The sequence below is a fragment of the Rhodococcus sp. IEGM 1307 genome (assembly GCF_030056915.1).
In the GTDB taxonomy this organism is placed as follows: domain Bacteria; phylum Actinomycetota; class Actinomycetes; order Mycobacteriales; family Mycobacteriaceae; genus Rhodococcus_F; species Rhodococcus_F opacus_D.
The window spans coordinates 1-22,846 of record NZ_JASHKW010000021.1; the positions used below are offsets into that span (position 1 = coordinate 1).

At 63.9% G+C, this 22,846-nt stretch carries 19 protein-coding genes and 1 pseudogene; 7 read left to right on the forward strand and 13 right to left on the reverse strand.

Annotated features, from left to right (window positions below; all coding sequences use genetic code 11):
* The 10 genes and pseudogenes from QM841_RS32160 to QM841_RS32200 all read right to left on the reverse strand — a co-directional run.
* Window positions 1–487 (reverse strand): transposase family protein (locus tag QM841_RS32160; RefSeq protein WP_502943297.1); only part of this gene is annotated, 487 nt, incomplete at its 3' end.
* Between the two features lie 839 nt (window positions 488–1,326).
* Window positions 1,327–1,857 (reverse strand): winged helix-turn-helix transcriptional regulator, encoded by a 531-nt coding sequence (locus tag QM841_RS32165; protein ID WP_283335091.1) that lies wholly within the window; start codon window positions 1,855–1,857, stop codon window positions 1,327–1,329.
* Between the two features lie 154 nt (window positions 1,858–2,011).
* On the reverse strand, window positions 2,012–3,748 hold the full coding sequence (locus QM841_RS32170; protein ID WP_283335092.1) for an FAD-dependent oxidoreductase: 1,737 nt from the start codon (window positions 3,746–3,748) through the stop codon (window positions 2,012–2,014).
* A gap of 47 nt (window positions 3,749–3,795) precedes the next feature.
* Window positions 3,796–5,010 carry an oxidoreductase gene (locus QM841_RS32175; protein ID WP_283335093.1) on the reverse strand — a complete coding sequence of 405 codons (1,215 nt, stop codon included), beginning with the start codon at window positions 5,008–5,010 and terminating at the stop codon, window positions 3,796–3,798.
* Window positions 5,011–5,082: 72 nt separating this feature from the next.
* Window positions 5,083–5,271 carry a hypothetical protein gene (locus tag QM841_RS32180; protein WP_283335094.1) on the reverse strand — a complete coding sequence of 63 codons (189 nt, stop codon included), beginning with the start codon at window positions 5,269–5,271 and terminating at the stop codon, window positions 5,083–5,085.
* 122 nt (window positions 5,272–5,393) lie between these two features.
* Window positions 5,394–5,807, reverse strand: coding sequence for a transposase (locus QM841_RS43535; RefSeq protein WP_491932916.1), 414 nt, complete (start codon window positions 5,805–5,807; stop codon window positions 5,394–5,396).
* A pseudogene (locus QM841_RS43540) lies at window positions 5,790–6,253 on the reverse strand (transposase); the annotation flags it as partial. The gene QM841_RS43535 and the pseudogene QM841_RS43540, both read right to left, overlap by 18 nt.
* A 606-nt stretch (window positions 6,254–6,859) precedes the next feature.
* Entirely contained in the window at window positions 6,860–7,090 is a 231-nt protein-coding gene (locus QM841_RS32190) for a DDE-type integrase/transposase/recombinase (protein ID WP_283335095.1), read from the reverse strand.
* A gap of 251 nt (window positions 7,091–7,341) precedes the next feature.
* The gene (locus QM841_RS32195; RefSeq protein ID WP_283335096.1) at window positions 7,342–9,174 is read right to left on the reverse strand and encodes a serine hydrolase domain-containing protein; all 1,833 of its coding nucleotides are present in this window, start codon (window positions 9,172–9,174) and stop codon (window positions 7,342–7,344) included.
* Window positions 9,175–9,293: 119 nt separating this feature from the next.
* The gene (locus tag QM841_RS32200) at window positions 9,294–10,190 is read right to left on the reverse strand and encodes a LysR family transcriptional regulator (RefSeq protein WP_283335097.1); all 897 of its coding nucleotides are present in this window, start codon (window positions 10,188–10,190) and stop codon (window positions 9,294–9,296) included.
* Between the two features lie 205 nt (window positions 10,191–10,395).
* On the opposite strand from QM841_RS32200, the gene QM841_RS32205 reads away from it, so the two are divergent.
* From QM841_RS32205 to QM841_RS32220, 4 genes are all read left to right on the forward strand, one after another.
* Complete coding sequence (locus QM841_RS32205) at window positions 10,396–11,274, forward strand: carbon-nitrogen hydrolase family protein (RefSeq protein ID WP_283335098.1); 879 nt, start codon at window positions 10,396–10,398, stop codon at window positions 11,272–11,274.
* Window positions 11,271–12,647: an APC family permease gene (locus QM841_RS32210; protein WP_283335099.1), complete on the forward strand. Its 1,377-nt coding sequence runs from the start codon at window positions 11,271–11,273 to the stop codon at window positions 12,645–12,647. Before QM841_RS32205 ends, QM841_RS32210 begins: the two co-directional genes overlap by 4 nt.
* Window positions 12,648–13,956: 1,309 nt before the next feature.
* On the forward strand, window positions 13,957–14,109 hold the full coding sequence (locus QM841_RS43545; protein ID WP_317571319.1) for a DUF3263 domain-containing protein: 153 nt from the start codon (window positions 13,957–13,959) through the stop codon (window positions 14,107–14,109).
* A gap of 46 nt (window positions 14,110–14,155) precedes the next feature.
* Entirely contained in the window at window positions 14,156–14,413 is a 258-nt protein-coding gene (locus QM841_RS32220) for a hypothetical protein (RefSeq protein ID WP_283335100.1), read from the forward strand.
* Window positions 14,414–15,274: 861 nt separating this feature from the next.
* Here the strand turns inward: QM841_RS32220 and QM841_RS32230 are convergent.
* Window positions 15,275–17,032 carry an FAD-dependent oxidoreductase gene (locus QM841_RS32230; RefSeq protein WP_283335101.1) on the reverse strand — a complete coding sequence of 586 codons (1,758 nt, stop codon included), beginning with the start codon at window positions 17,030–17,032 and terminating at the stop codon, window positions 15,275–15,277.
* The gene (locus tag QM841_RS32235) at window positions 17,029–18,381 is read right to left on the reverse strand and encodes an MFS transporter (RefSeq protein WP_164065658.1); all 1,353 of its coding nucleotides are present in this window, start codon (window positions 18,379–18,381) and stop codon (window positions 17,029–17,031) included. The genes QM841_RS32230 and QM841_RS32235 overlap by 4 nt, the downstream gene beginning before the upstream one ends.
* Window positions 18,382–18,544: 163 nt before the next feature.
* On the opposite strand from QM841_RS32235, the gene QM841_RS32240 reads away from it, so the two are divergent.
* The 3 genes from QM841_RS32240 (at window position 18,545) to QM841_RS32250 (ending at window position 21,568) form a co-directional block, all read left to right on the forward strand.
* Window positions 18,545–19,408: a sugar phosphate isomerase/epimerase family protein gene (locus QM841_RS32240; RefSeq protein WP_283335102.1), complete on the forward strand. Its 864-nt coding sequence runs from the start codon at window positions 18,545–18,547 to the stop codon at window positions 19,406–19,408.
* On the forward strand, window positions 19,405–20,187 hold the full coding sequence (locus QM841_RS32245; RefSeq protein WP_283335103.1) for an SDR family oxidoreductase: 783 nt from the start codon (window positions 19,405–19,407) through the stop codon (window positions 20,185–20,187). The genes QM841_RS32240 and QM841_RS32245 overlap by 4 nt, the downstream gene beginning before the upstream one ends.
* Window positions 20,188–20,380: 193 nt before the next feature.
* On the forward strand, window positions 20,381–21,568 hold the full coding sequence (locus QM841_RS32250; protein WP_283335104.1) for a LacI family DNA-binding transcriptional regulator: 1,188 nt from the start codon (window positions 20,381–20,383) through the stop codon (window positions 21,566–21,568).
* Between the two features lie 46 nt (window positions 21,569–21,614).
* Here the strand turns inward: QM841_RS32250 and QM841_RS32255 are convergent, their stop codons facing one another.
* The gene (locus QM841_RS32255) at window positions 21,615–22,820 is read right to left on the reverse strand and encodes an IS110 family RNA-guided transposase (RefSeq protein ID WP_283335105.1); all 1,206 of its coding nucleotides are present in this window, start codon (window positions 22,818–22,820) and stop codon (window positions 21,615–21,617) included.
* Window positions 22,821–22,846 lie beyond the last annotated feature (26 nt).

The window sequence follows — 22,846 nt, forward strand, 5'->3', positions numbered from 1 at the left end:
CGGAGTAGCCGTATCCGGAGCCTTGTTTGCCGTGGCCGTGGACCTCGATGATCGTGTCGTCGATATCGACCAGCACCCGTCCGGTGTCGATGCCGGTGACCAGCGGGGTCTTCTCGGCGAGGTTGCTCAGGAACCGCGAGGCCACGGCGTCGAGTTGCCGGACGTGTCCGAAGGTGAACTCGCGGAGGAACGATCCCAGCGTCGATGGCGCGTAGGGCCGGTCGAAAATCGTTCCCATCGCGCCGTGCCGCAGGATCGCCAGGTCGGCGATGCTGTCGGCACCGCCGACCATCCCACCGACCAGCGAGGCGACCTTGCGGCCCGGGTTGGCGCCCTTGTCGGTCGGCACGCTCAGCTGCTGATCGGCCAGGGTGAGCAGGCCGCTGGCCTGCGCCAATGCCATCACCGGGACCAGTCCCGCGGTCGACATCAGATTAGGGTCGTCGAACCTCGCCGCCGCGACGGGCCGGGTATGAGATAGTTGCATCTACGAGATGCCCTTCGTCGTGGCCGAATTGTTTCTGTGAGAAGTTCAATTCTTCCACTACGACAGGGCATTTCGCCGTTATGACACCCTCAGGCACTCATGCGAATCGGTGTATCGAGGATAAATGCGCTATCCGGGGCTGCCTCAGGCCGGTGCCGATCTCCGAACCAATCGATGGCTGACAGCAAGAGACCCCACCTGCTGAACCGTGACGCACCGCTGGTGAGATCTCACTGCCGCCAGTCGCCCAAGGCTGCGGCAGGCGAACGGCGGGCCTCCGCACCAACCACGGTGAGCCCGGAATCGGTGCGCGGCCGGCCTATCCGCGGCGAGCCGCCACAGCGACCATTTAGGATAAAGCTTTGACTGTCTGCTCCGTCACACGCCTACTTCAGGAATGGCCCTTACGATTCGGGTCCGCACGAGCACCACTGGGGCGATTCCTCGTCGACGGAGCTGTGCATGCCGCCCCGAATAGTAACCACTCCAAAGAACACCGCAGCACCTAGCAGGACGGTGACCGTCGCACCGAGGACAGCGTTGTCGTAAGCGTCTCCCAACAAAACACCCGAGGGACTGCAACGGCGCTCGCGACCACACACGCCTTCCACAGCCAGCGATAACGCCTCACGCACGGACTGTAACTGAAGGGATCCCCTAGTTGGAGCCCTGGTCGTTGTGGCGTGCGTCGCAGGAACTCTCGAAGGGTCGTGCAGGGTTTCTACGCCCGCTATGCGGCGTTGATGCGTCGCGACATGATTGCCGATACCCGGCGCCTCGATGGTCTACTCGCCGAGAACCAGATGCGGATAACCCGTGGAGGCCGGTCTGGATGAAGCTCACACTTCGCCTGCGCCGCCACCGTGGTTAGATGCATCGTATTCTGCACGTGCGCAATTGATTTGGTCTGATCGCGCATATCCCCACTCGATCAGGTTCATCACTAGGTCGGACAGACTCCGACCTAGTGGCGTGAGGTCATACACCACGTGCTTCCGCGCGTCGGCGACCACGGTCCGGCTTAGTAGTCCATCGCGTTCGAGCATCCGAAGATTGTGCGTAAGTATTTTCTGCGACAACGGGTGTGACGGGTCCATTGTGTCCAGTAGCCGCTGAATCATCGACGGACGCAATGGTCCGACACGTAATATGACTAAGAGCCAGTTTCTCCAGTAATTGCCAACGTGTCCTACGATGCCCACAACCGGCGCACTGCGATTCCAAGAAAATTCGACAAGCAGCGCCGCTACGAATCCGAATATTTCCTCGGATTCGTCAGTTACCGCAGGTGCTTGTTGGAGAAGTTCACGAATCCTTGTCATCATCCGATCCACTGCGGAAAGACGGTGCGATTCATAATCCGCGCCCATAGGTTACTCCCTTTAGACCGACGCGACCTCTCGGGCGATTTTGGTCCCGCTCGAGACTGTCTCGATTGGCGGAACTATGGGCCAACGTTGCGTGTCAGTATCGATTCATGCTAACACGCAACGCTGACCGTAGCTGCTGAATTCGAGTGAATATCTAGCTGTTTTGGCTGGTCGTCAACGTATCTGCAGTGTACCGCGCACGAGTAGCTTCAGTATCGCGCGGTGCCTCCTGCACTACACTTTCGGCGGCGAGGTACGCAAATGTGGCGGCGGGTCCGAGTGTGCTCCCTAAAGATAAGTAGCCATCACCGGCTATTGATGCAACACAGTTTCCGGCCCCATACAACCCTGGAATGACGGACCCGTCCGAACGCAGGACTTGGCTGTTCGAATTCGTCTTGGGCCCTCCGTTGGTGTCCAGCACCATCCCGCAGATCAGCACGCAGTAATATGGCCCGGTCTCGGCGAACGGAAACATTCCCGGATTTTTTTCGTTACCTGGCCTCGGGATGCCATGCCAGTCGTATTCGGACATGTTCTCGCAACGGTGGAAATCTTCGTCGACACCCGCGCGGGCGAAGCCGTTGAATCTGTCGACCGTCTGCCCCAGTTGCTCGGCGAAGCCAGGTGACAATTCGAAATCACCGATGACAGAGGTGAGACTCTTCAAGCGCGCCTCGATGCGCTCGGTGATCTCCTCCCATGTCTGACCTTCGATAATGTAAGGTTTAGGGGTGCGAAACGTATCCCAGAACAGGGTCGGCTTGGTGTCGTGGGCGACGTAATCGTCGTAAACCATAAATAGAACCCTGTTCGGATAGTCGCCGTTCTTGTCGCGGTCCCATATGACGCGGTTTCGGTCCTGGTACACAAGCTTCTCGTTGACGACCCTGTTACCATTGCGATCGACATAAATCATGCTGTCTCCGGGCGGAACGGGAAGACCTTTATCCTCGTTCACGCGATTCATGGCAGCCTTTTCCAAGATGTCCTCGTACAGCCAGCCATTCTGCATGTGAGCGAGTTCAGCTCCGGCCTCGTGCGCGATAGGGATGAAATCACCCTGTGCGGTGGCAACTGCGCAACTGCTGTAAAGCGGCCCGCGCCAGTATTCATCGATCAAATCCGCGTTATGTGCAAAGCCACCGCTAGCGAAAACCACCCCTCGTCTCGCGTAGATGGGATCACCCCACGTCCCCCCAACTCCGACGGCTGCACCAGTTTCATCTTGCAGCAGCCGCTGCACACGATGATCTGTGCGCACCTCGATACCCCGGCTTCTAACGGCTACCCCCAGTTGATCGACCAAATCTGCTCCAGGTGCAGCGGAGCCGTCCTCTCGCGCTGGTCCTAGATGCCGTAAAAATCCTTGAATAGAGTTATCCAATTCCGGGTGATAGCTGACAATGGCTGGGTACCGTTCCGTAAAGGATGGCCAGGTGGTGACCCGGAAGGCACCTGCCGCAACCAGCGCATCAATCGCTTTCGCGGCGTTATCGTAAAACGCGCCTATTGTTTCCCACTGCCACTCTTCTGCGCCGTAGTATTCGGCATCGGCGTCGTACTGGTCGGGATGCGCGACCTGGACAACGTAGCGCAAGACGCTATCGCGATCGTCGCGAATTCCTAAGACGTGCATAAGTGAGTTGTCTGGAATCCACATCGCCCCGCCGGACTTGTAAGCTGTACCGCCGACTTCATCTGATGCCTCCAATAGAAGGACCTCGGCACCACGATCGTGAGCGAAAATTGCAGCACACATTCCCGCCATTCCGGCACCGACAATGATTACATCGAACTCATCTCGATCAGTTGTCGAGAAACCAGTAGGTCGGGGCGGGGGATTGAAAAGCCCTTCCATCCACCAGTACTTCGGCGTCCCGGTTGTCACAATAAAACTCCTAGGGTTTGAAAATATTCACATATAAGGCTCATCGATTAATCCTTCTTCCGCGACTGGTCCACGAGTTGCCCCTCATGCGAGTAGCTTTCGTATGCTTCGGCCAAATCGCGATATTTTCGAAAGTCTCGTAAATTCGAATAGTCGGCCCTGCGTACGCGCTCGACGAAGTCCGGATTCGAAATCTGCGCCCTACCAACCCCGATCATGTCGAAGTCGCCGGCCTCCAAACCGCGCCGTACACGGATGATGTCATCCTCCACCTGCAGTACGGGGTCTTGGTTGTCGAAGACATCACTCGCGAGATCGGTGGACAACCCGACGCTGCCGATCGTCATGACCGGGCGATCTGTCATTGTCTTCACCCAGGAAGCGACACTCCGTCTAGAGTCGAGTTCCGGCCAGGCGACAGCGTCGAATCTGCGAGCCGACACATGAAAGACGTCGGCTCCCGCTTGCTGCAAACGTTCCAGAAACGGGCCCAGTTCGTCAGGATGCGCCGCGATTTTGGCTCCGTAATCCACCTCCTTCCACTGCGAGAAACGCACTGAAATTATGAATTGAGGGCCCGTCGCAGCACGGATTGCCGAAACTATTTCAGCAGGATATGCGGCGCGGTCGGCTAGGGTTTCACCGCCGTATTCATCGGTTCGCCTATTCGTTTCATGCCACAAAAATAGATCCAACAGGTAGCCATGAGCGCAATGCAACTCAATCCCGTGTGCGCCGAGCCGCTGGGCGATAAGAGAACTCTCGACATATGCATTTTTGGTATCCTCAAGGTCCTGCTTCGACATTGCAACACCGTTGGTACGGCCCTCCTGGATCAACCCTGATGGGCTCCATGCAGGATGGTCCGGATGTGGATTCTCAATACCGTCGACAACCAGTCGCAGGGCACCTGGATGCCACAGCTGCATCAACAAGACTACGTCGCCGGTACTGAGGACCTCACGGACGACATGTCCCCATTCCTTGATGGTGTCACGGCCGAGAATGCTGAACGCCGGCTGCCAGTACCCCGCCGGATGGTCTGGTGCGGCCCCCTCGGAAATGATTATTCCCGGGCCCCGTTCAGCGGTCGAGCGCAGCGTATCCGCCATGCCCACAGTTGGCTTGTAACCCCGCGAGCCACGCTGCATGGCAGGAAGAAGAAACCTGTTACGGACCGTCATGGTATTGATTCGAAGAGGCGAAAACAGTAGATCGTCTGTATCTTTCAACACAGCTTCTTCGGCATAGTTCGTCTGCATCTGACCGCCTTACGGTTGGAAATCGAGTCACCGAAGACGTTAAGTCCGTCACAGTTGGGTGACAATTAGGAACTATTTGGTGCCTACTAACGCCACGCAGTGTGCCGAGCGGTCGGTTTCGTTCGGCAGCGTGATCAAAGAGGTCCGCAGACGGTCGATCGCACCATGAGGTTCGGCAACATCGCGCGAGTCGATCGAGTATTCGACGATCTGATTTGAGTACAGATCATCAACGATGCTTAGGTAGTGATTCGCGCTCATTTCGATCGTCCTACTGAGAGATCGGCGACTGCGCGACTTGTGCCCTCAAATTCTCGCAGCGGTTTGGGTCAAGTCCCGTGAGGTGGTGTACGACATCGTCGCGTGATTCCTCGTCTGGGTGGTTATGCGGTCAGCGCCGCTTGAGTCACCTCCTGCGTGGGTTCGGTGGCGGTGCCGTCGGGGTGGACACCGCGGGAGCGGGCCAGCACGTCGAGGCTGAGATAGCGGCGGCCTTCGATCCACTCGTCATGCTGCTCGGCGAGTACCGCGCCGACAAGCCGAATCAGGGTGGTGCGATTGGGGAAGATCCCGACCACGTCGGTTCTGCGCCGGATCTCCTTGTGAGCCGTTCCTGGGGATTGTTCGACCAGGTCTGACGCCAGATCTGCTTCGGGAAGGTCACCAACCGCACTCCGGACAGCCCGCGGGCGACCAGCGACCGGAAGAACGCCAACCAACCGGGCACCGTCCTCGGCGGAGGTCACCTCGATCCCCAAGATCTCGCGGTAGCCCTCGGCGTTTACCCCGACCGCCACCAGGCGTGCACGTTCACCACCCGACCGTTCTCGCGGACCTTCAGGACCAGGGCGTCGGCTGCGACGAACGGGTACGGGCCTGCATCCAACGGTCGGCTGCGGAACGCCTCGACCTGGGCGTCGAGGTCCTTCGCCATCACGGACACCTGCGCCTTGGACAGGCTGGTGATGCCAAGGGAATCGACGAGCTTCTCCATCCGGCGAGTGGAGACGCCGAGCAGGTAACAGGGGGCCACCACCGAGGTCAGGGCCTTCTCGGCGCGTTTTGCGGCGCTGCAGCAACCAGTCCGGGAATTACGAACGGAGCGCAGCTTGGGGATCGCGACGTCGAGTGAGCCGGCACGGGTGTCGAAGTCGCGGTGCCGGTAGCCATTCCGGCTGTTGGTGCGGTCGTCGGAGCGTTCACCGAAATCGGCACCGCACAGGCTGCTGGCCTCGGCACCCATTAGTTTAGCGCGTCGATGAACGTGGATAGCAGGCTGCGCAGCAGGTCGGGGCTGGCGTCGGTGCGGCGGTCGGTCAGGAACTGGTGCAGGTCGATATCGTGGGCAGTGGTCATCGCGTGGTCCTTCATCGAGTGACTTTGGTCGGTCTCTCGAAGAGTCACGCGATGGCCGCCTTTATTGGGCTAGGACACGCCGGTCAGATCCGAATCCGGTCGGTACACCATCTTCATGAACGCAACCGCGGTTTGATCGGTTGGCGGCTTCTTTCAGTTCGGGGACTCGCCTGAGTTCGAGGTCGAGGCGCCACCTGTCTTGATGCCGTCGTCGCGCTTTCAACCATCCGCACAAATAATCCTCGCTGAAACCGAGGTCGCAATCTGGCGCAGCTGCAGTCCCCCTTGCGTGCGAGGGCGATGACGTCGCTGCGAAACTTCTCGTATCGAGAACGCCTCCAGTGTGAGGACATCCCTCCACGGCGGGGAAGCATCCACGCAGTGGAGGGATGTCGAACCAACCCGCACCAGACCCGATCGTTCGACGAATGCAACCGGTCCGCATTGAACCAGCGAACCCACTCGGCGCAGCGCGCGGTCATCGTCTCCACGATCAGCGGAGCAACCCGCGTCCACCACACCGGCGCAACGCCAGGCGCTTCGAGCATGACCTGATGCCGGTCGCGCCCAGCGAACGCCGCAACCCGTACCGTGCGCACGCCTGCTTCATGATCTCGGCGGTATATTGACTTCCCCTGTCCGAGCGCATGATTGCGCCTGCGACGTCTCCGCCACGTTCGTCGACAGCCATGTTCAGCGCTTCGAGGACCAGTTCGGTGCGCATGTGATCCGCCACCGCTCACCCCAGAACCTTCTTCGAATGCTCATCCTTAATCGCACACAGATACATTTCACCTTCACCGCAGGTCAGACCTGCGCGACGACCTCGTCGTCGTCGGCGGTGGGGCCGACCACAAGCGCGGCGTTGGATGAAGTCTCCGATCGAACCTGGAAGGGGTTCGGGTGGGGCACCCCCGTCAACGGTCATAGTCAGGCGAAGCGCATCCCATGCCGATAAGGGTACGTTCGCTGGGTCTATCTCGCACCAACTGCCGCGCCGGGCATGGGCGCGAGCTTGGCGGCCTCGGCGACGGCGGCGCTCCAACTGAACTCGTTGTTGTCGCTGAAGTAGTAGTAGGTGGCGCCGTTCGGCATCATCGCGACCGTGATGCCGCCGTACCCCGACATGAACGGTACGTAGAAGGGGCTGGTGTAGGCGGGGTTGTCGGCGGAGGTGAACTCCTGGCCCCAGAAGCCGTTCTGGTACTTCATGGGCTTGGCGCCGGTGGTGGTCATGCCCCGGTCCTCCGGGTCGCGTTGCATGGTAGCCGTGAGCAGTGCCGGGTCGAGTATCTGCGTGCCGTTGACGGCGCCGTGGTCGTTGTTGAGGAACTTGGCGAACCGGGCGACGGAGTCCTGCGTCCAGAACATGCCGTACCCGCCGAAGGCTGCTCCGCCGGGGCTGTTGTCGGTGCGGGAGGAGACGAGCGAGTCGGGCCCGACGCCGACGGGTTCGAGCACGTCGTCACGGAGCATGTCGAAGATGTCGGCGTCCGAACCGGCCTTGTCCTGCAGGTAGTTGTTCATCGCGCGGGTGGCGAGGAAGGTGTCCGAGGTGTGGTAGACCCACTGGCTGCCGGGGCCGGCCTTACGCGGGAAGGACAGGGCGAGTCGCATCTTGTCGGCGTAGGGCTCGGCTGCGAAGAAGTCCGCCATGGTGGGGCCCGCTTCGTCGGTCTCGTAGCCGTGCGAGATGTAGTTCCCGGTGGCCATGTCGAGAGTCTGGTCGAGGGTGACGCCGCTCCAGGCGGTGTTGCCGGCGGTCTCGGGGATTCGGTCGGAGAGCCTCTCCTGGGCCACGGCAGGGCCGTAGCGCTTCGCCAGCCGCAGCATGGCTGTTCCCGCGAACGCCGACTTCGCGGTCGAGTACGAAGGCAACAGCATCTGGCCGCAGAACGGGTACTCCCCTTGCCGGGTCCGGCAGTTGCCCACATAGTGCACTCCGCCGAAGTAGAAGCCGAAGGTGCTCAGCGCGGACGGCGTGATGCCGGCGCTGAACTTCGTTACGTCCACCCCACTGTCCGGGTAGTCGGTGGCCAGCGCCGAGATGGGTTTGGTCGGGAGCCGGTCCCCGACCTCGGAGGCGTACGCGTCGCGCAGGTTCTCGGCGCCGGCGACGGGGCCGGGCCGGTAGTCGGCCGGTACCTGGCCCCACATGTCGAGCTGGAAGTATACGCAGGTCTCCGTGGTGATTTGGTAGCGGATTTCGGAGACCGATGTGGCGTCGAAGAGGAACATCAGGGTGCCGTTGTGCACGCAGTTCGCGTTGCGTTCGACGAGCGCGAACGGCAGTGAGGCGCGGGTGCGTTCGCCGTCGCCGTCCTCGTTCCACGCGCGGCCGGGGCCCACCGCCAGGTTCCACGCCTGGTTCCCCGTGTACTGCAACCCGCGCTTGGCAGGGACGAGGTGGCTGCCGTTCTGCACGAGGGCGATGTCGACCGGTGGCAGGTGCCGGGTGGCCGCCGTGTCTCCGTATCCGTGCGGGTCTTTCAGTACGCGGAAGCCGCCGGTGGTGGAGAGACCGTTGAGGGTGAGGGTGCCTTCGAAGCTGTGGGTGGGTGGTGCTGCCTGGGCGGGCAGTGCGAAGGCGCTGTCGGGGACCGTGTCCGTGGCGGTGCCCTCGGTGAGTTGGCCGGCGGTGAGTTCGGTCCGGTTCACCGCACCGCTTCCGGTGAGCGGATCGCCCGGTACGGGCACGGCTTCGGCGGGCGCTGCGATCGTCGTTGGCGAGACGGTGCACGCCGCCGCGAGTGCGACGGTAACGACGATGGCACGGCTCAGCCGTCGGGCATAGAACGGTCTTGGCATGGTGTGTGTCCTCTGGGGCCGGCAGCAGATACGGATATCGCCGCATCCTGGGGCCCGCCGGGGCCGCCGTCCAATGCCTGTCCGGTCTGATCAGGCTGCCCGCCAGGTATACGTCCAGCTCATCTGCGGGCGGTGACCTGAGGCCCGTACTGCTCGACGCAGAAGCGTGACAGCCCCGTGGCGAAGGTCTCGATGCTGCGCAGCGCATAGTGGCTGGGGTCCCACGCGGCGTGCAGATGGATCTGCAGCGGCTCGCCCGCGCCGTCGAGGATGAGCAGCGGGTGCAGGTCGAAGCGGGGATCGTCGGAGACCACCGCAATTCCGTGGCCTGACGCCGCCATGGCCTGGGCGACGTGCGGAGTGTCGCATTCGAGCACGATGTCGTACGAGGCGTCTGCGTCCTGCACGGCATGGTCCAGGACGCGTCGGGTGCCGTGCGCCGGGGTGAGGACGATGAGGGGCGCCGCGGCGAGTTCCCCGATCGTGACGCCGTCCCGGTTCGCCCAGGCGTGGTCGGCCCGCACATAGGCCCACAGCGGTAGCCGCGCCACGGGCAGCCCGGCGAAACGGCGCCTCGGAGGCGCCGTGGAAATGGCTACGTCGGCGCCCCTCCCCAGGGCCTGGTACGCACGGGCCGGGCTCTCCGCCTGCACCGTGACGAGCGGATCCTCCGGTCCCCAGGTGGACAGGAACGGTGCGATCACGTCCGTGATGGTGGTGGGCGGCGCCGCCACGGTGATCCGCATGGCGCGACCGGAAGCAAGTGCTCCGACTGCGGCCTCGGCGGCGTCCGCTCGGGCGACCAGATCTCGGGCCAACGGAAGGAAGCGCCGGCCGGCGGCGGTCAGGATCAGCTGTTTGCCGCCGCGGTCGAAGAGCGTCATGCCCAACGACGCCTCCAGGCCGCGCAGTTGGCGCGACAGCGAGGGCTGGGCGACGCGGACCTCCTCGGCGGCCTTGGTGACGGAACCGGTCTCCACGATGGTCAGGAAGTAGCGCAGCACCCGTAGTTCCATTGGTAGTGGCCTCTCGGAAGACGGAGGAGACATGACCTTGCATGCCTCAAAGGCATGCAAGTCAGCCCTAGAAAGTATTTGAAATTATATGTGACGGGGCCCACGCTTGTCTCACCTCGGCCGCCCGGCCCACCGCCCCCGGCGCCTGAACCACCATCAACTGCTCCCTCCAGAGCCCTACCTTCGATTGGCTGGTGTTCCCCGCATGGCCCGCCCCCTGCCCCTGATCCTCGCCCAGGCGCCTGGCCGCCCGGCCGACGACCTCGCCGGCTTCATCTCCGACGTGGAGCGGCGCGTGAAGCTGCGCGCACCAGGCGCCCTCGTCGTCTACCCCGAGCTACACCTCGGCGAGAGCGCCCCAGGCGTTCCGGCCGCGCCGGAGAAGGCCGCCGAGCCGCTCGACGGCAAACGGGACGCTGCCCTCGCCGAACTCGCGGGCGACCTGGGCATCTGGCTGGTACCCGGCAGCGTCTACGAACGCGGCGCCGACGGTCGCGTCCACAACACGGCAGCCGTCTACTCGCCGCAGGGCGAGCGCCTCGCCGCGTACCGCAAGATCTGCCCGTGGCGCCCCTACGAGACGACCGCACCCGGCAACCGGTTCGAGGTCGTCGACCTCGCCGGGGTCGGCCGTATCGGACTGTCCATCTGCTACGACACCTGGTTCCCGGAGGTCTCCCGCCATCTGGCCTGGATGGGCGCAGAGTTGATCGTCAACGTGGTCCGCACCCCGACGAACGACCGCGCGCAGGAAGTCGTCCTCAGCCGCGCCAACGCCATCACCAACCAGGTCTTCGTCGCCAGCGTCAACTCCGCCGCCCCGTCCGGGATCGGCCGCAGCCTCGTCGTCGATCCACAGGGCACGGTGCGCGCCGAAACCGTCGATGCCGGCGACTCCACCCTCACCGACGTGATCGACCTCGACGAGGTCAGCAACGTCCGGCGCTACGGCACCGCTGGCCTCAACCGCGTCTGGGACCAGTTCCGCCCCGGTGACGCGCCCCTCGAACTCCCGCTGTACGGGGGCCGTATCGACCCCGCCACCTGGACCGCCGCCCGCACCACCGAGGAGCCCCCACGATGAACAGCGAGACAGAGACAACTGGGAACACCATGAGACTGAAAGGCGACCTGAGCCTCTTCTCCGTCATCCTGTTCGGCCTGGCCTACATCTCCCCCGGCATCGTCGTCACGATCTTCGGCGTGGTCGCCGCCACCAGCGGCGGCGTGGCCCCGACGGCGTTCGCCGTCGCCACCCTCGCGATGGTGCTCACCGGGCTGAGTTACGCGAAGATGGCGCGCGCGGTGCCCGGTTCCGGGTCGGTCTACACCTACGCCCGCAAGATGCTCGACAGCCGCATCGGTTTCCTGTCCGGCTGGGCGATGCTGCTCGACTACTTCTTCATTCCGATGGTCGGCTGGCTGATCACGGCGATCTACTTCAACGCCCAGTTCCCTGGCATACCCAAGTGGGTCTGGCTGATCGTCTCGGTGGGCATCACCACCGCCATCAACGTCTTCGGCATGAAACTCGCGGACCGCGTCAACAAGGTCCTGATGTTCATCGCTCTGGGGTCGCTGGTCCTCTTCGCCACCCTGTGTGTCGTCTTCCTCGGCAAACACGGCTCCTCCGCGCCCGCCACGGACGCCCTGTGGAACTCCGGCACTTCGATCGGCGCGGTCACTGCGGCCGCCGCCATCGCCGCGTACTCCTTCCTCGGCTTCGACGCCCTCTCCACGCTGGGCGAGGAGGCCAGGGGCGGGGCGAGGACGATCGGCAGAGGCATCGTCGGGTGCGTCATCGCCGCCGGCGCGATCTTCTTCGTGCTGTCCTTCGTGATGCAACTCGTCCACCCGGGTGCGATTTTCGCCGACGTCGACGCTGCCGCCTACCATCTGAAGGTCCAGGTCGGTGGCGAGACGTACGCCGAGATCATCAACTTCGTCACCATCGCCGGATCCATTGCCTCCTGCATCGCCCTGCAGGCGTCCGCCGCCCGCCTCATGTACGTCATGGGACGCGACGGCGTACTGCCCAAGGCCGTCTTCGGCAGGCTGTCGGCGAAGACCGGCACCCCGGTCAACAACCTGCTGTTGACCGCGGCCGCCGGTGTCATCGCCATGAAACTCGACCTGACCACAGCCACCTCGTTCATCAACTTCGGCGCTTTCCTCGGCTTCGCCGTGGTCAACGTCTGCGTGATCGCCCACCTGGTCCGAGAGCACAGACACGGTCGCACCCTCAACCTCTTCTCGTACCTGGTGATGCCGGTCGTCGGCGGCGCCGTCTCCGTCTATCTGCTCACGAGGCTCGGTGACGTCGCTCTCCAAATCGGCGGCGTATGGTTGGCGATCGGCGTTGTCTATCTGGCCGTTCTGACCAAGGGCTTCCGCCGACCCGCACCGGAAATGACCTTCGACGACGACACCGTGGCCACCGACAGAGCCACCGCGTAGCTCCCCTCCCTCGCCCGGCGGCGTCGTGCGGTATCGCGACGCCGTCACCGGCCGGGTGAGGCGCGGCCGTACGCTGGGTCGTGGAGCAGGAACAGCGGTCCTGACGTGCCCGGTCGTGCCACGGGCCGCGCCAGCACGGTGCGAATCACGCGCAACGACACACTATTACCGAAATATCGTTAATCTCCGACCAGCAGGACCGTTCACAGTGCTATTCCTTCTGATCCATGCCGTCATCACAGTCATGTCGATCGTCCTGCGCCGCCGCGTGCCGAATGCAGGATCGCTTCTTGCGGTTGCGGCACAAACATACGCAACCGAACGATGGAGCACCGCGCATATCGTCGACCCTGATGTCACCGCACAGTTCCTAAGTACCAATCCGGGCCATCTCGCCGGCGAATCGGTCGCAGCCCAAAGATCCGACACGACAGAGTCGCCCATCGGTAGCTGCCGAGCAGGCGGAACCACTCTCGCTCGAACTAACAGCACTGGCCCGCACCACATTCGACACTCCGCGAGGCAGCTCACGATCCCAGACCCTCAGGATTGATATGCACAAACACTCGCGCACGAGGCGCCCCTGGCAGATAGTCTGCCATTCACTCTTCTCGGCACACTCAGCGACGCGAACGATTCCGAGTTGATCATCCTCAAAATCCGGTCGCGCTCCACACGAGAATGACCGCGAGGCGATGACGCAGAGATCGCGCGCAACAAACCGCACATCACCACGCCACCCACGGGTGCAATAACGGCTCCGGCAACAAGCCAGAAAGCGGCCATGATGGCGCCACGCGTTCATCTCGACGACGTCCTCGATCTCGCGATCTTCTGGGCACCGATCGGCGAACCTACACCCGGAACGATCCAGTCCGAATTCGGCATCGATGTCGCCGAGTACCGACGACTACTTTTGGCCGCGATACAACGGCACCAGCAGCGGCCGCTCGTCCCCTGCGATGCTGCGACCCTTGACCGGGTGTACTCCCCATCCGTTCTGGCGGCACTCGCCGTACAGCATCATCACACACCGTCCTTACCAACACATTCGGTCGATCCGAACCCCGAAACCTGCGATTAACCCCCCGCCACCTGGTCGACTAGACACAGGTCTTCACTTCGAAACAGAGAATGCCATGTCAGCAACCGAAACCGGGGGACGCCAGGGGGAAACACCGGATCTACAAATTGCGCGAACAACACCAGTTGAGATGGAGATCCGTCGTTACCGTCGATGGCGCGATAGACGACGTGAGGCAGAGCGCCGACGTACCAACTCCCTGAACGCAGTAGAGAAGTCGAGGACATACTCACCTTTGCGCGGAGATGGGCCCCCTACGGGGGTCAATCCGAGGAGGATATTTTCGTCAACTTTGGAATGTCAACCAAACGATTCGAAGCAAGAGTGAAGCAGATTCTAGACGAGATCGGTTGCGACAGTCTCGAAGAACACAATTGATGTGGGTCTATCGCGAGTCAACCTCCCCGATGACCAAGTTTCGCAGTTGGGAAGCGCACACGAGAATCAGCCACCGCGGATCCGTCCGGTTCTGATACTGATCGCCGCGACGAGCCCGGCGACACTGATGGCCGTCGGTGTCGTTCCGCTGAACGGGTGGGGAGTCGTTGCAGCCGCCGTCGCCGACGGATTAACTACCTCGCCAATCCAAGCCGCCACCCGGACAATCACCCCTGCGCTCGTACCTGCCTTCCAACACACCGCCCTCTATTCCTTCGACGCCATTTCCCAGGAGATCGTCTGATGCGGCGGGCCAGTGCTGATCTCCCTCGCCGCAGCGATCGCCGTCACTCCACCGCGGTTGCGCTGTTCGCCACGAGTGCGAAGTGGGCTTCCGAAGCCATCCGCAGGAGCCGACCCCGGACACGTGCTCTATGTAGGACCTCTAGACGCAGCACCGAAGATTCAGTTGCAGGAGATTCGCTTTCCGGCTTGGCCCAGATCATCCGACCCCAGTCGCTACCACGCCCAAATCGTCAGCGCGCGTATGTGAAAATGAGACAACCAAACCCTGAGTTGGCCGCAGCCATCGGAACCGCCCCGGGACAGTCAGGGTCTGTCGAGAATGCCACTGTCGTGGCGATTCCACATGTCGCACCTGCGACGGCTTGCCCGTTCTGATTTTCACGCAGGTTCCGACCTGTCGGACGGTCAGCGGTCCAGGTGGCCGGTCCGTTGGTGAGGGTATGCGTTCGCCAAATTGCGTATCTCGTCTTGGGCACAGTTCGATTCGGGGATCACCTGCCACAATCGCTCGATGAACCGGGACGTTGTCATGCCGAAGTGCACAAGCATTTCCTCCTCGGTAGCGCCCCCGTACGGTGCCCACATCCTGGCGAACTCGATGAGGTGCTCCGCCTCGGTATCAGGATGGCTGCGTGTGCGGTTGGCTTCGATCCAGGTGGCGCGACGCCTTTGGCGCCATTGGCGATACTCACGAGAGTTCATAAGAATTCACAGATCTGATCGGGACTACGGAAGCGGCGGGCGGGTGGGTCGTGCCGAAAGAGCACTGCGCCCTGATGTCGTCGAACATCGGCAGGACGGGCGGCACCGGTGACGTTCTCGAATCGTCCGCCGGCGTCGTCCGACCGCTGACTGGGTGTCAACCAGCCGGTTGTGCGTCACGGACGTCGGTGTTGCCGGACTCCTCCTCCGAATCCGTGGCGGTGGTGGCGTGTCGTGCTGCGATGTATCCGAAGGTCATGGCGGGTCCGATGTTGATGCCGCCGGACGGGTAGTGCCCGCCCATGACGCTGGCCTGGTCGGATCCCACGGCATAGAGGCCTGCTATCGGGGTGTCGGAATCGTCGAGCACACGCGCGGAGGCGTCGGTGACGATACCGGCGAAGGTCCCGAAGCTTCCGGGTACGACCTTGACGGCGTAGAACGGTCCCTTCTCCAGTGGGGCGAGTGAGGGATTCGGGAACGGGTTGTCCGGGTCCCCGGAGCCGCGGTTGAACGGCGTTTCGCCGCGGTGGAATTCGGGGTCCTGTCCGCGTCGGGCATTGTCGTTGAACGATGCGACCGTGGTGTGGAGTTGGGCGGGGTCGATGCCGCATTGCTGTGCCAGCTCGGTGAGGGTGCGACCGGTCTTGAGGTAGCCCGAGCGCAGGTACGGCCAGACCGGGATGGGGCGCGGTTTGGACATTCCCAACGGATACAGGCGCTGGAACCGGTGATCGCAGACCAGCCACGAGCGCACTTGCTGCCCGTCGGGAACGGCGTCGATCATCGCGGTGGTGTAGTCGTGGTAGCCGTCGGCCTCGTTGACGAACCGCTTACCTGATGCCAATACGCCTATGACACCGGGCTTTCCGCGATCGAGGATGTGCGGGAAGACACCTGTCTTGCCGTTGCGGTACGGCACCAGCGACACCGGGCAGTAGGCGACCGGTGAGGCCAGGGTGGTGTCGAGCCGGCCGCCGGCGGATTCGGCGAGCGCGATCCCGTCGCCGGTGGTGGTGTCGGGCGCCAGGGTCCAGTGTTCACGCCCGGTCGGGGTGCGCGGAAAGTACTTTTTGCGCATGTCGACGTTGCTCGGGAAGCCACCGGTCGCGAGGATCACGCCCCGGGCGGCGTGGATGGTGACCGTGCCGTCGGGGCCGTCGAGCTGTGCCCCGGTCACCGCCCCGGAGTCGTCGGTGGTCAGCGTGCGTGCCGGCGATGAGATGCGGATGTCGACGCCGAGTTCGTCGGCCGAAGCCAGGAGCCGGCCGATCAGGGCGGTGCCGTTGACCAGTTGCATGCCCTTGCGTGCGGTGGCCAGGTCGATGAGGTGCCGGGTGATGCGGCCTGCGGCGTGTGCGAAGGCCTTCGGGGAGCGGGTGGCGTGCAGAAACGCCTGGAGGTCGGGTCCGGCCATGATTCCCATTCCGAGGAATGAGGTTTCGTAGAGTTGCCAGCGCAGCTTCGCCCGAACTGGGGCGGGGATCTTGTAGGCGTCGATGGGCTGGGGTGCAACCGATCGGTGTCCGGTTCCGGCGCCGGGGGTGCCGCCGTGGATGTCGGCGATGGTGGTTCCGGGTACGAACTGCAGCCTGGTCTTGTCGTGGAAGAACCCGACCATGCGCGGCGCTTGTGTCAGGAACGCATCGACCTTGGCGGCGTCGAAGTTCTTCCCGAGTCGGTGTTGCAGGTAGGTGCGCGGCAACTCGATGTCCTCGTCGACGCCGTCGGCGCGGGCGAGGGGGTTGCGCGGTGCCCACATCCATCCGCCCGACCAGGCGGTGGCCCCGCCGCAGACGTCGGCCTTTTCGGCGACGATGACTTTCGCGCCGTGGTAGGCGGCGGTGACGGCGGCAGCGAGGCCACCGGCTCCGGCGCCGATGACGAGCAGATCGCACGAGAGGGTGTCGGTCATCGCCGGCCCTGCCCGGTCCACTTGTACGACCACAGTCCGGTCACGAGCGCCACGAGGGACGCGGCGGCGAGCAGGATGGCCACCGGGGTCCAGTTTCCGCTGTCGCCGAGCAGGGCGGTGGCGGTCAGGGGCACGAAGCCGCCCACGGCTCCGGCGACGGCGTAGCCGAAGCCTGCGCCGCTGTAGCGGATGCGGGCGTCGAACATGTCGGTGAACCAGGTCTGCTGCACCGAGGCGGAGATGTTGTGTCCGAGGTTGATCAGGATGAAGAACCCGAGAATCATCATCGGCATCGATCCGCTCTCGAGGGCGGAGAAGAACGGGACACCGGCTGCGGCCGCGCACAGCGGGCCGATGATGTAGAACCAGCGGGCGCCGAACCGGTCTGCGAGCAGACCCCACAGCGAGGTGGTCGGCACGGCGAGGACGAGGGCGACCATCGATGCGGTGAGCACGCTGCTCGGCGGGGTGTCGGTGTAGTTCTTGACGTAGACCAGCGAGAACGTGAAGCCGATGTAGAACGTGCTCTGGTCGACCAGGCGCATCCCGATGATCGCGAGGATCTGCTTGGGGCTGGTCCTGAGGGCCTCGAGCAGCGGTGCGGCCTGCTTCTTCTTCGTCTCTTCGAGCTCGGCGAACACCTTCGACTCGGGGACGCCGCTGCGGATCCAGAGCCCGACGAGCGCGAAGAGGATGCTGACCAGGAACGGCAGACGCCAGCCCCAGGTGTCGAACTGGGCCTCGGTGGTGAGATTGGTGACGATCGAGAACGCCAGGGTGCCCAGGAGTAGGCCGAGGAACGATCCGATCTGTACCCCGCTGGCGAGGAAGTTGCGCTTGTTCTTCGGCGCGTTCTCCACCGCCATCAGGGCCGCTCCGCCCCATTCGCCGCCGACGGCGATGCCTTGCACCGCGCGCAGGCTGACCAGCAGGATCGGGGCCGCGATGCCGATGGCGGCGTAGCTGGGCAGCAGACCGATGGCGGTGCTGGCCAGACCCATGATCAAGATGGTGATCACCAGCATCTTCCGGCGGCCGACCCGGTCACCGAAGTGGCCGAAGATCGCCCCACCGATCGGGCGGAAGACGAACCCGACCGCGAACGAGCCCAGCGAGGCGAGCACACCCACGGTCGGGTCCTCGGAGGGGAAGAACATCGGTCCGAACACCAGGGCGGCGGCGGTCCCGTACAGGAAGAAGTCGTACCAGTCGACGATCGCACCGACCGTGCTGGCCATCGCCGCCCGCCGGGAGCCGGTCGGTGCCGGTGCGGGCGCCTCGCCGTCGACCGGTCCGGTGCGGCCGGAGGACGAATAAGGTTCCGAGGCTGGAACATTCGAAACAGTCATGGGTGGGGTTCTTTCTAAGGAGTGAAGCCCGAGCCGAAGGGGCGGTTGCGGCCGAGGGGGCGCAGTGCTTGAATGACTACGTAGTAAATTTGTGATTCACAGCATAAGTAGGGCGCAGCTGTCCGTCAACTCCCACCCTTGAAAACCGCGTAAAGGACTGTTCATGACACGACCCATCGGGCTGGCCCACCTGTCGGCTCTGCATCTACCCCCTCCCGAGTTGGTCGAAGCTGCGGCCGACTGCGGCTTCACCTCCATCGGTACGCGGGTGCATCCCGCCACCACGTCGGAGACCCGGTACCCCATGGCCGCGGGCTCCCCGATGTCGGCGCAGACCCTCGCCCGACTCGAGGACACCGGTGTGAGCGTGTTCGATGTCGAGGTGTTCACCCTCGACGGGATGCGCAATCGCGGTGAGTGGATGCCGGTGCTCGAGGCCGGCGCCGCCCTCGGTGCCCGGGTACTCAACGTGATCGGCGGTGACGACGACCGCCATCGCCTGACCGATTCCCTGGCTGCGCTGGTGCGCGATGCCCACGAGTTCGGTATCACCGCCTCGATCGAGCCGATCTCGTATCAGAAGGTCGATACCTTCCACGCCGCCGCCGCCGTGGCCGAACAGACCGGGTGCGGGATCATGCTCGACGTCCTGCACTTCGTCCGCGCCGGGGGCACCGTCGGCGACCTCGCGGCTGCTCCGCCGGGAGCGGTGCAGGTGATCCAGTTGTGCGACGGTCCCGCCGCGGTCCCACACCTGGAGGCGCCACCGCGGATGCCGCTCGGTCAGGACACCAACGGGTCCGACCGCCAGATCGAATCGCGCGCGAAACGTCAGGTGCCCGGGGACGGCGCGTTTCCCCTGATCGAGATCCTCGCGGCGCTGCCCGACGTCCCGGTCAGCGTGGAAGTTCCCGACGTCGCCTTCGTCGAATCACACGGCATCACAGAACATTTGCACAGACTCATGACCGCAACACAACAGCTGATCACCACCGCCGACACCGAACGAACGGAAGCGATTCGATGACCGCAGTCGACACCACCGACTCCCTGCACGTCACCACCGCCGACCCCTCGACGTTCTATCCCGGCCGATTCGCCGGACGCGTCATCCTCGTCACCGGCGCTGCCGGTGGCCTCGGATCAGCGGCAGTGGACCGACTCATCCACGAAGGCGCCTCGGTGGTGTGCACCGACGTCGTCGGGGACGGGGACGGGACGGGCCGCGACATCGCGGCTCTCGACGTGACCGACCGTGCAGCCTGGGACGAGACCCTCGCCCGTGTGTTGGCCACCCATGGACGCCTCGATGGCGCACTCTTCGCGCACGGCATCCAAGGACCGGAAACCACGATCACGGCCATGCCGTTCGAGGGCTGGTCGAAGACCATGAGTGTCAACCTGGACGGCTGCTTCCACGGCCTCGCCGCACTACTTCCCACGCTGACCGAGCAGGGTTACGGCCGGGTGGCCATCTTGTCCTCAATCTCGGCGCGGGAAGGTAATCCCTTCCAGGCCGCCTACTCCGCATCGAAAGCGGCCGTGGTGTCCCTGGTCAAAACCGCCGCCAAGGAGGTCGCCACACACAACGTCACCGTCAACGCGATCGCACCCTCGATGATGCACACCCGGATGCTCGACGACCTCAGTCCCGAACGCAACGCCGCACTCCTGGCCCGGGTTCCCATGGGCCGGGTCGGCAGCACAGCAGAATTCGCTGCCCTGGCGACCTGGCTGCTCTCGACCGAGGCCAGCTACGTCACCGGACAGACACTGGACCTCAGCGGTGGCCGGAACACCGCCTGACAGTGGGTAGCCGCATCCGGGTCGGCCCCCGGCGCCGCGCTCGGCCGGGCCGAACCGGAGGTACGGCCGTTGCCGGCGCATACTTCGACGGCGATCCGCGCGCGTGCCGCGGCCGGGAATCCCGGACCGCGGCGCACCCGCCGCCAATCTCCCCCACTCCCGCAACACCAATCCCGGACCGAGGAGGGAGGGGTTGTCCGATGAAACCCGCGAGGAAGGCACACCCACCAGCAATCGAGGTGTGTGCGAGGACGACCCGTCGAAGTCGTTCGAGGCCGACCACACGGCGCCACGCCCAGGCCTCGGAGCCCGCGGCGACGTCATCCGAACCCGGCCCACCGTTGGGTATGATCCGCACGTGGTAACCAGTGTCGATCTCGCCGCCTACCTGGGACTGAGCCAGTCGACAGTCTCCCGTGTCATGCGAGGAGACCCCGCCGTCGCCGAGCGGACGACCAAACGGGTACTTGCCGCAGCCCGGGAACTCGGTTACGTCCCCAACTCGGCGGCTCGCAGCCTGGTCACCCGACGGGCGCGGGCGATCGGTGTCGTGGTCGCCGACCTGACCTCGCCGTTCTACCCCACCGTCGTCGACGCCATTCAGCACCGGCTCAGCGAACGTGGTTATCGCATGGCCCTCATACGCGACCCGGACGTCCCCGAGGGCGTCGACAGCGTGGACGTCCTCGACCCGGCGACCGTGGACGGGATGATCTTCGTATCCGCTCGCCGCAAATCCCGCACCGTGCGCCGAGTTCTCGAACGAAACACCCCAGTGGTGCTCCTGAGCCGCGACGATCCCACCCTCTCTCTCGAAGTGGTCCTCTCCGACGACGAAGGTGCCGGCGAGCTGGTGATCGAGCACCTGACCGCCCTCGGTCACCGCGACATCGCGATCCTGTCGGTACCGCGCGACCGCACCAATGGTGCCGCCCGCGAAGACGGCGCCCGGCACGCACTCCAACGCCGCGGCATCGCCCTACCCGACCACTACATCCGCCGGGCAACCATGACTCACGAGCACGGCGTGGACATGGCGACATCACTGCTGTCGATGGATCATCCACCGTCAGCGATCTACTGCGTCACAGACGAATTGGCGTTCGCATCATTGGACGCGGCCGCGCGTCTCGGCGTGTCCGTACCCGCCGAACTGTCCGTGATCGGCTTCGATGACTCACCACAAGCGCGATGGGCAATGATCAACCTCACCACCATCCACCAGCCCATCGAGGACATGGCCGCCGAAGCGGTCCAGCTCCTCCTCGCACGACTCGACGACAACACACCGGAACAACCCGGCAAGCGAGTCTTCCCGGTCAGCCTTCAGATCCGGGGTACCACCGGCCCAGCCCCGCTACGCTCCGCGTCCACCGGCTAGGTAGCCAGAAGCGGTGTAGCCGGATTTTGTGCCCCTATGCTGTTCGTCAAGCAGCTGAGGGTCGCGGGTGGGCTTGGTAGGTGGTGCCGTCGCGGAGCATTGCGAAGAGGACGTCGCAGCGACGACGTGCGAGTGCGACGAGGGCTTGGTTGTAGCTTTTGCCCTGGGCTCGGTTGCGGTCGTAGTAGTCGCGTGAGTCGGGGTCTTGCAGGGCTGCGAACGCGGACAGATAGAGCACGCGTTTGAGTTTCTTGTTGCCGCGTCGCGATCGGTGCTCACCGCGGATCGAGGACCCGGATCGGCGGGTGACCGGTGCGAGGCCGGCGTAGGCGGCGAGGTGGCCGGCGGTGGCGAAGTGCTTGCCGGAGGTTTCGGTGATGATGCGGGCGGTGGTCCTGATCCCGACTCCGGGCATCGAGGTCAGGACCGGGTAAAGAGGGTGCGCTTCGACCAGCGCTTCGACTTTGGCCGCGACGTCTGATCGTTGCCGCTGCAGTGATGAAAGTTGCTCTGCAAGTTTAGGAATGACGGTCTCGGCAGCACTGGTTCCGATGACGACCACGTTCTGTTCGGAGAGTGCAGTGGTGATGTCGCCGGCCAGTCTTGCTCCCATGCGTGGGGCGTTTTTGCTCAGCCGTGTCGCGAGGCGGGCGTATCCGAGCCGGCGGATCTGAGCTGGGGTCGGGTAGTGCTCGAGCAGGTCGAGGATGGCGGGGTGGGCGATGTGCCGGCCGATGGCGCGTTCGAGTGCGGGATGGATCTGGGTGAGCAAGCCGTGCAGTCGGTTGCTGGTGGCCGTGATCTGCATGGCGAGGTCGTCGTCGAATCCGCTGAGGATCGACAGTTCGGCGACCTGTGTGTCCGTCGTCTGCAGGTGTCGGATCGCGTGTGGGAGTGTGCGTGCCGCGTCGGCGATGATCGCGGCGTCTTTCTTGTCGGTCTTCGCTTCGCCGGGGTAGAGGTCGGCGATGCGTCGCATCGCCAGTCCTGGGAGGTAGCCGACGGCGATACCCATGTCTTGGGCGACTGCGACGGCGAGTGCGCCGATGGTGGCTGGTTGATCGACGACGAGGATTGTCGGGCCGTGGTGGGTGAGTGTGCCGATGAGTTCGCGGAGGCGGGTTTCGTCGTTGGGTAGTGTCCGGTCGAACAGAATGGTGCCGGTGCGGGATACGGCGACGGCGTGGTGTTGTCCCTTGCCTACGTCGACGCCGAGGAAGACTTCGATTTGTTCGTGTGTCGGGACGGTCATCGCATCCTCTCGTGAGAAAGAGATGT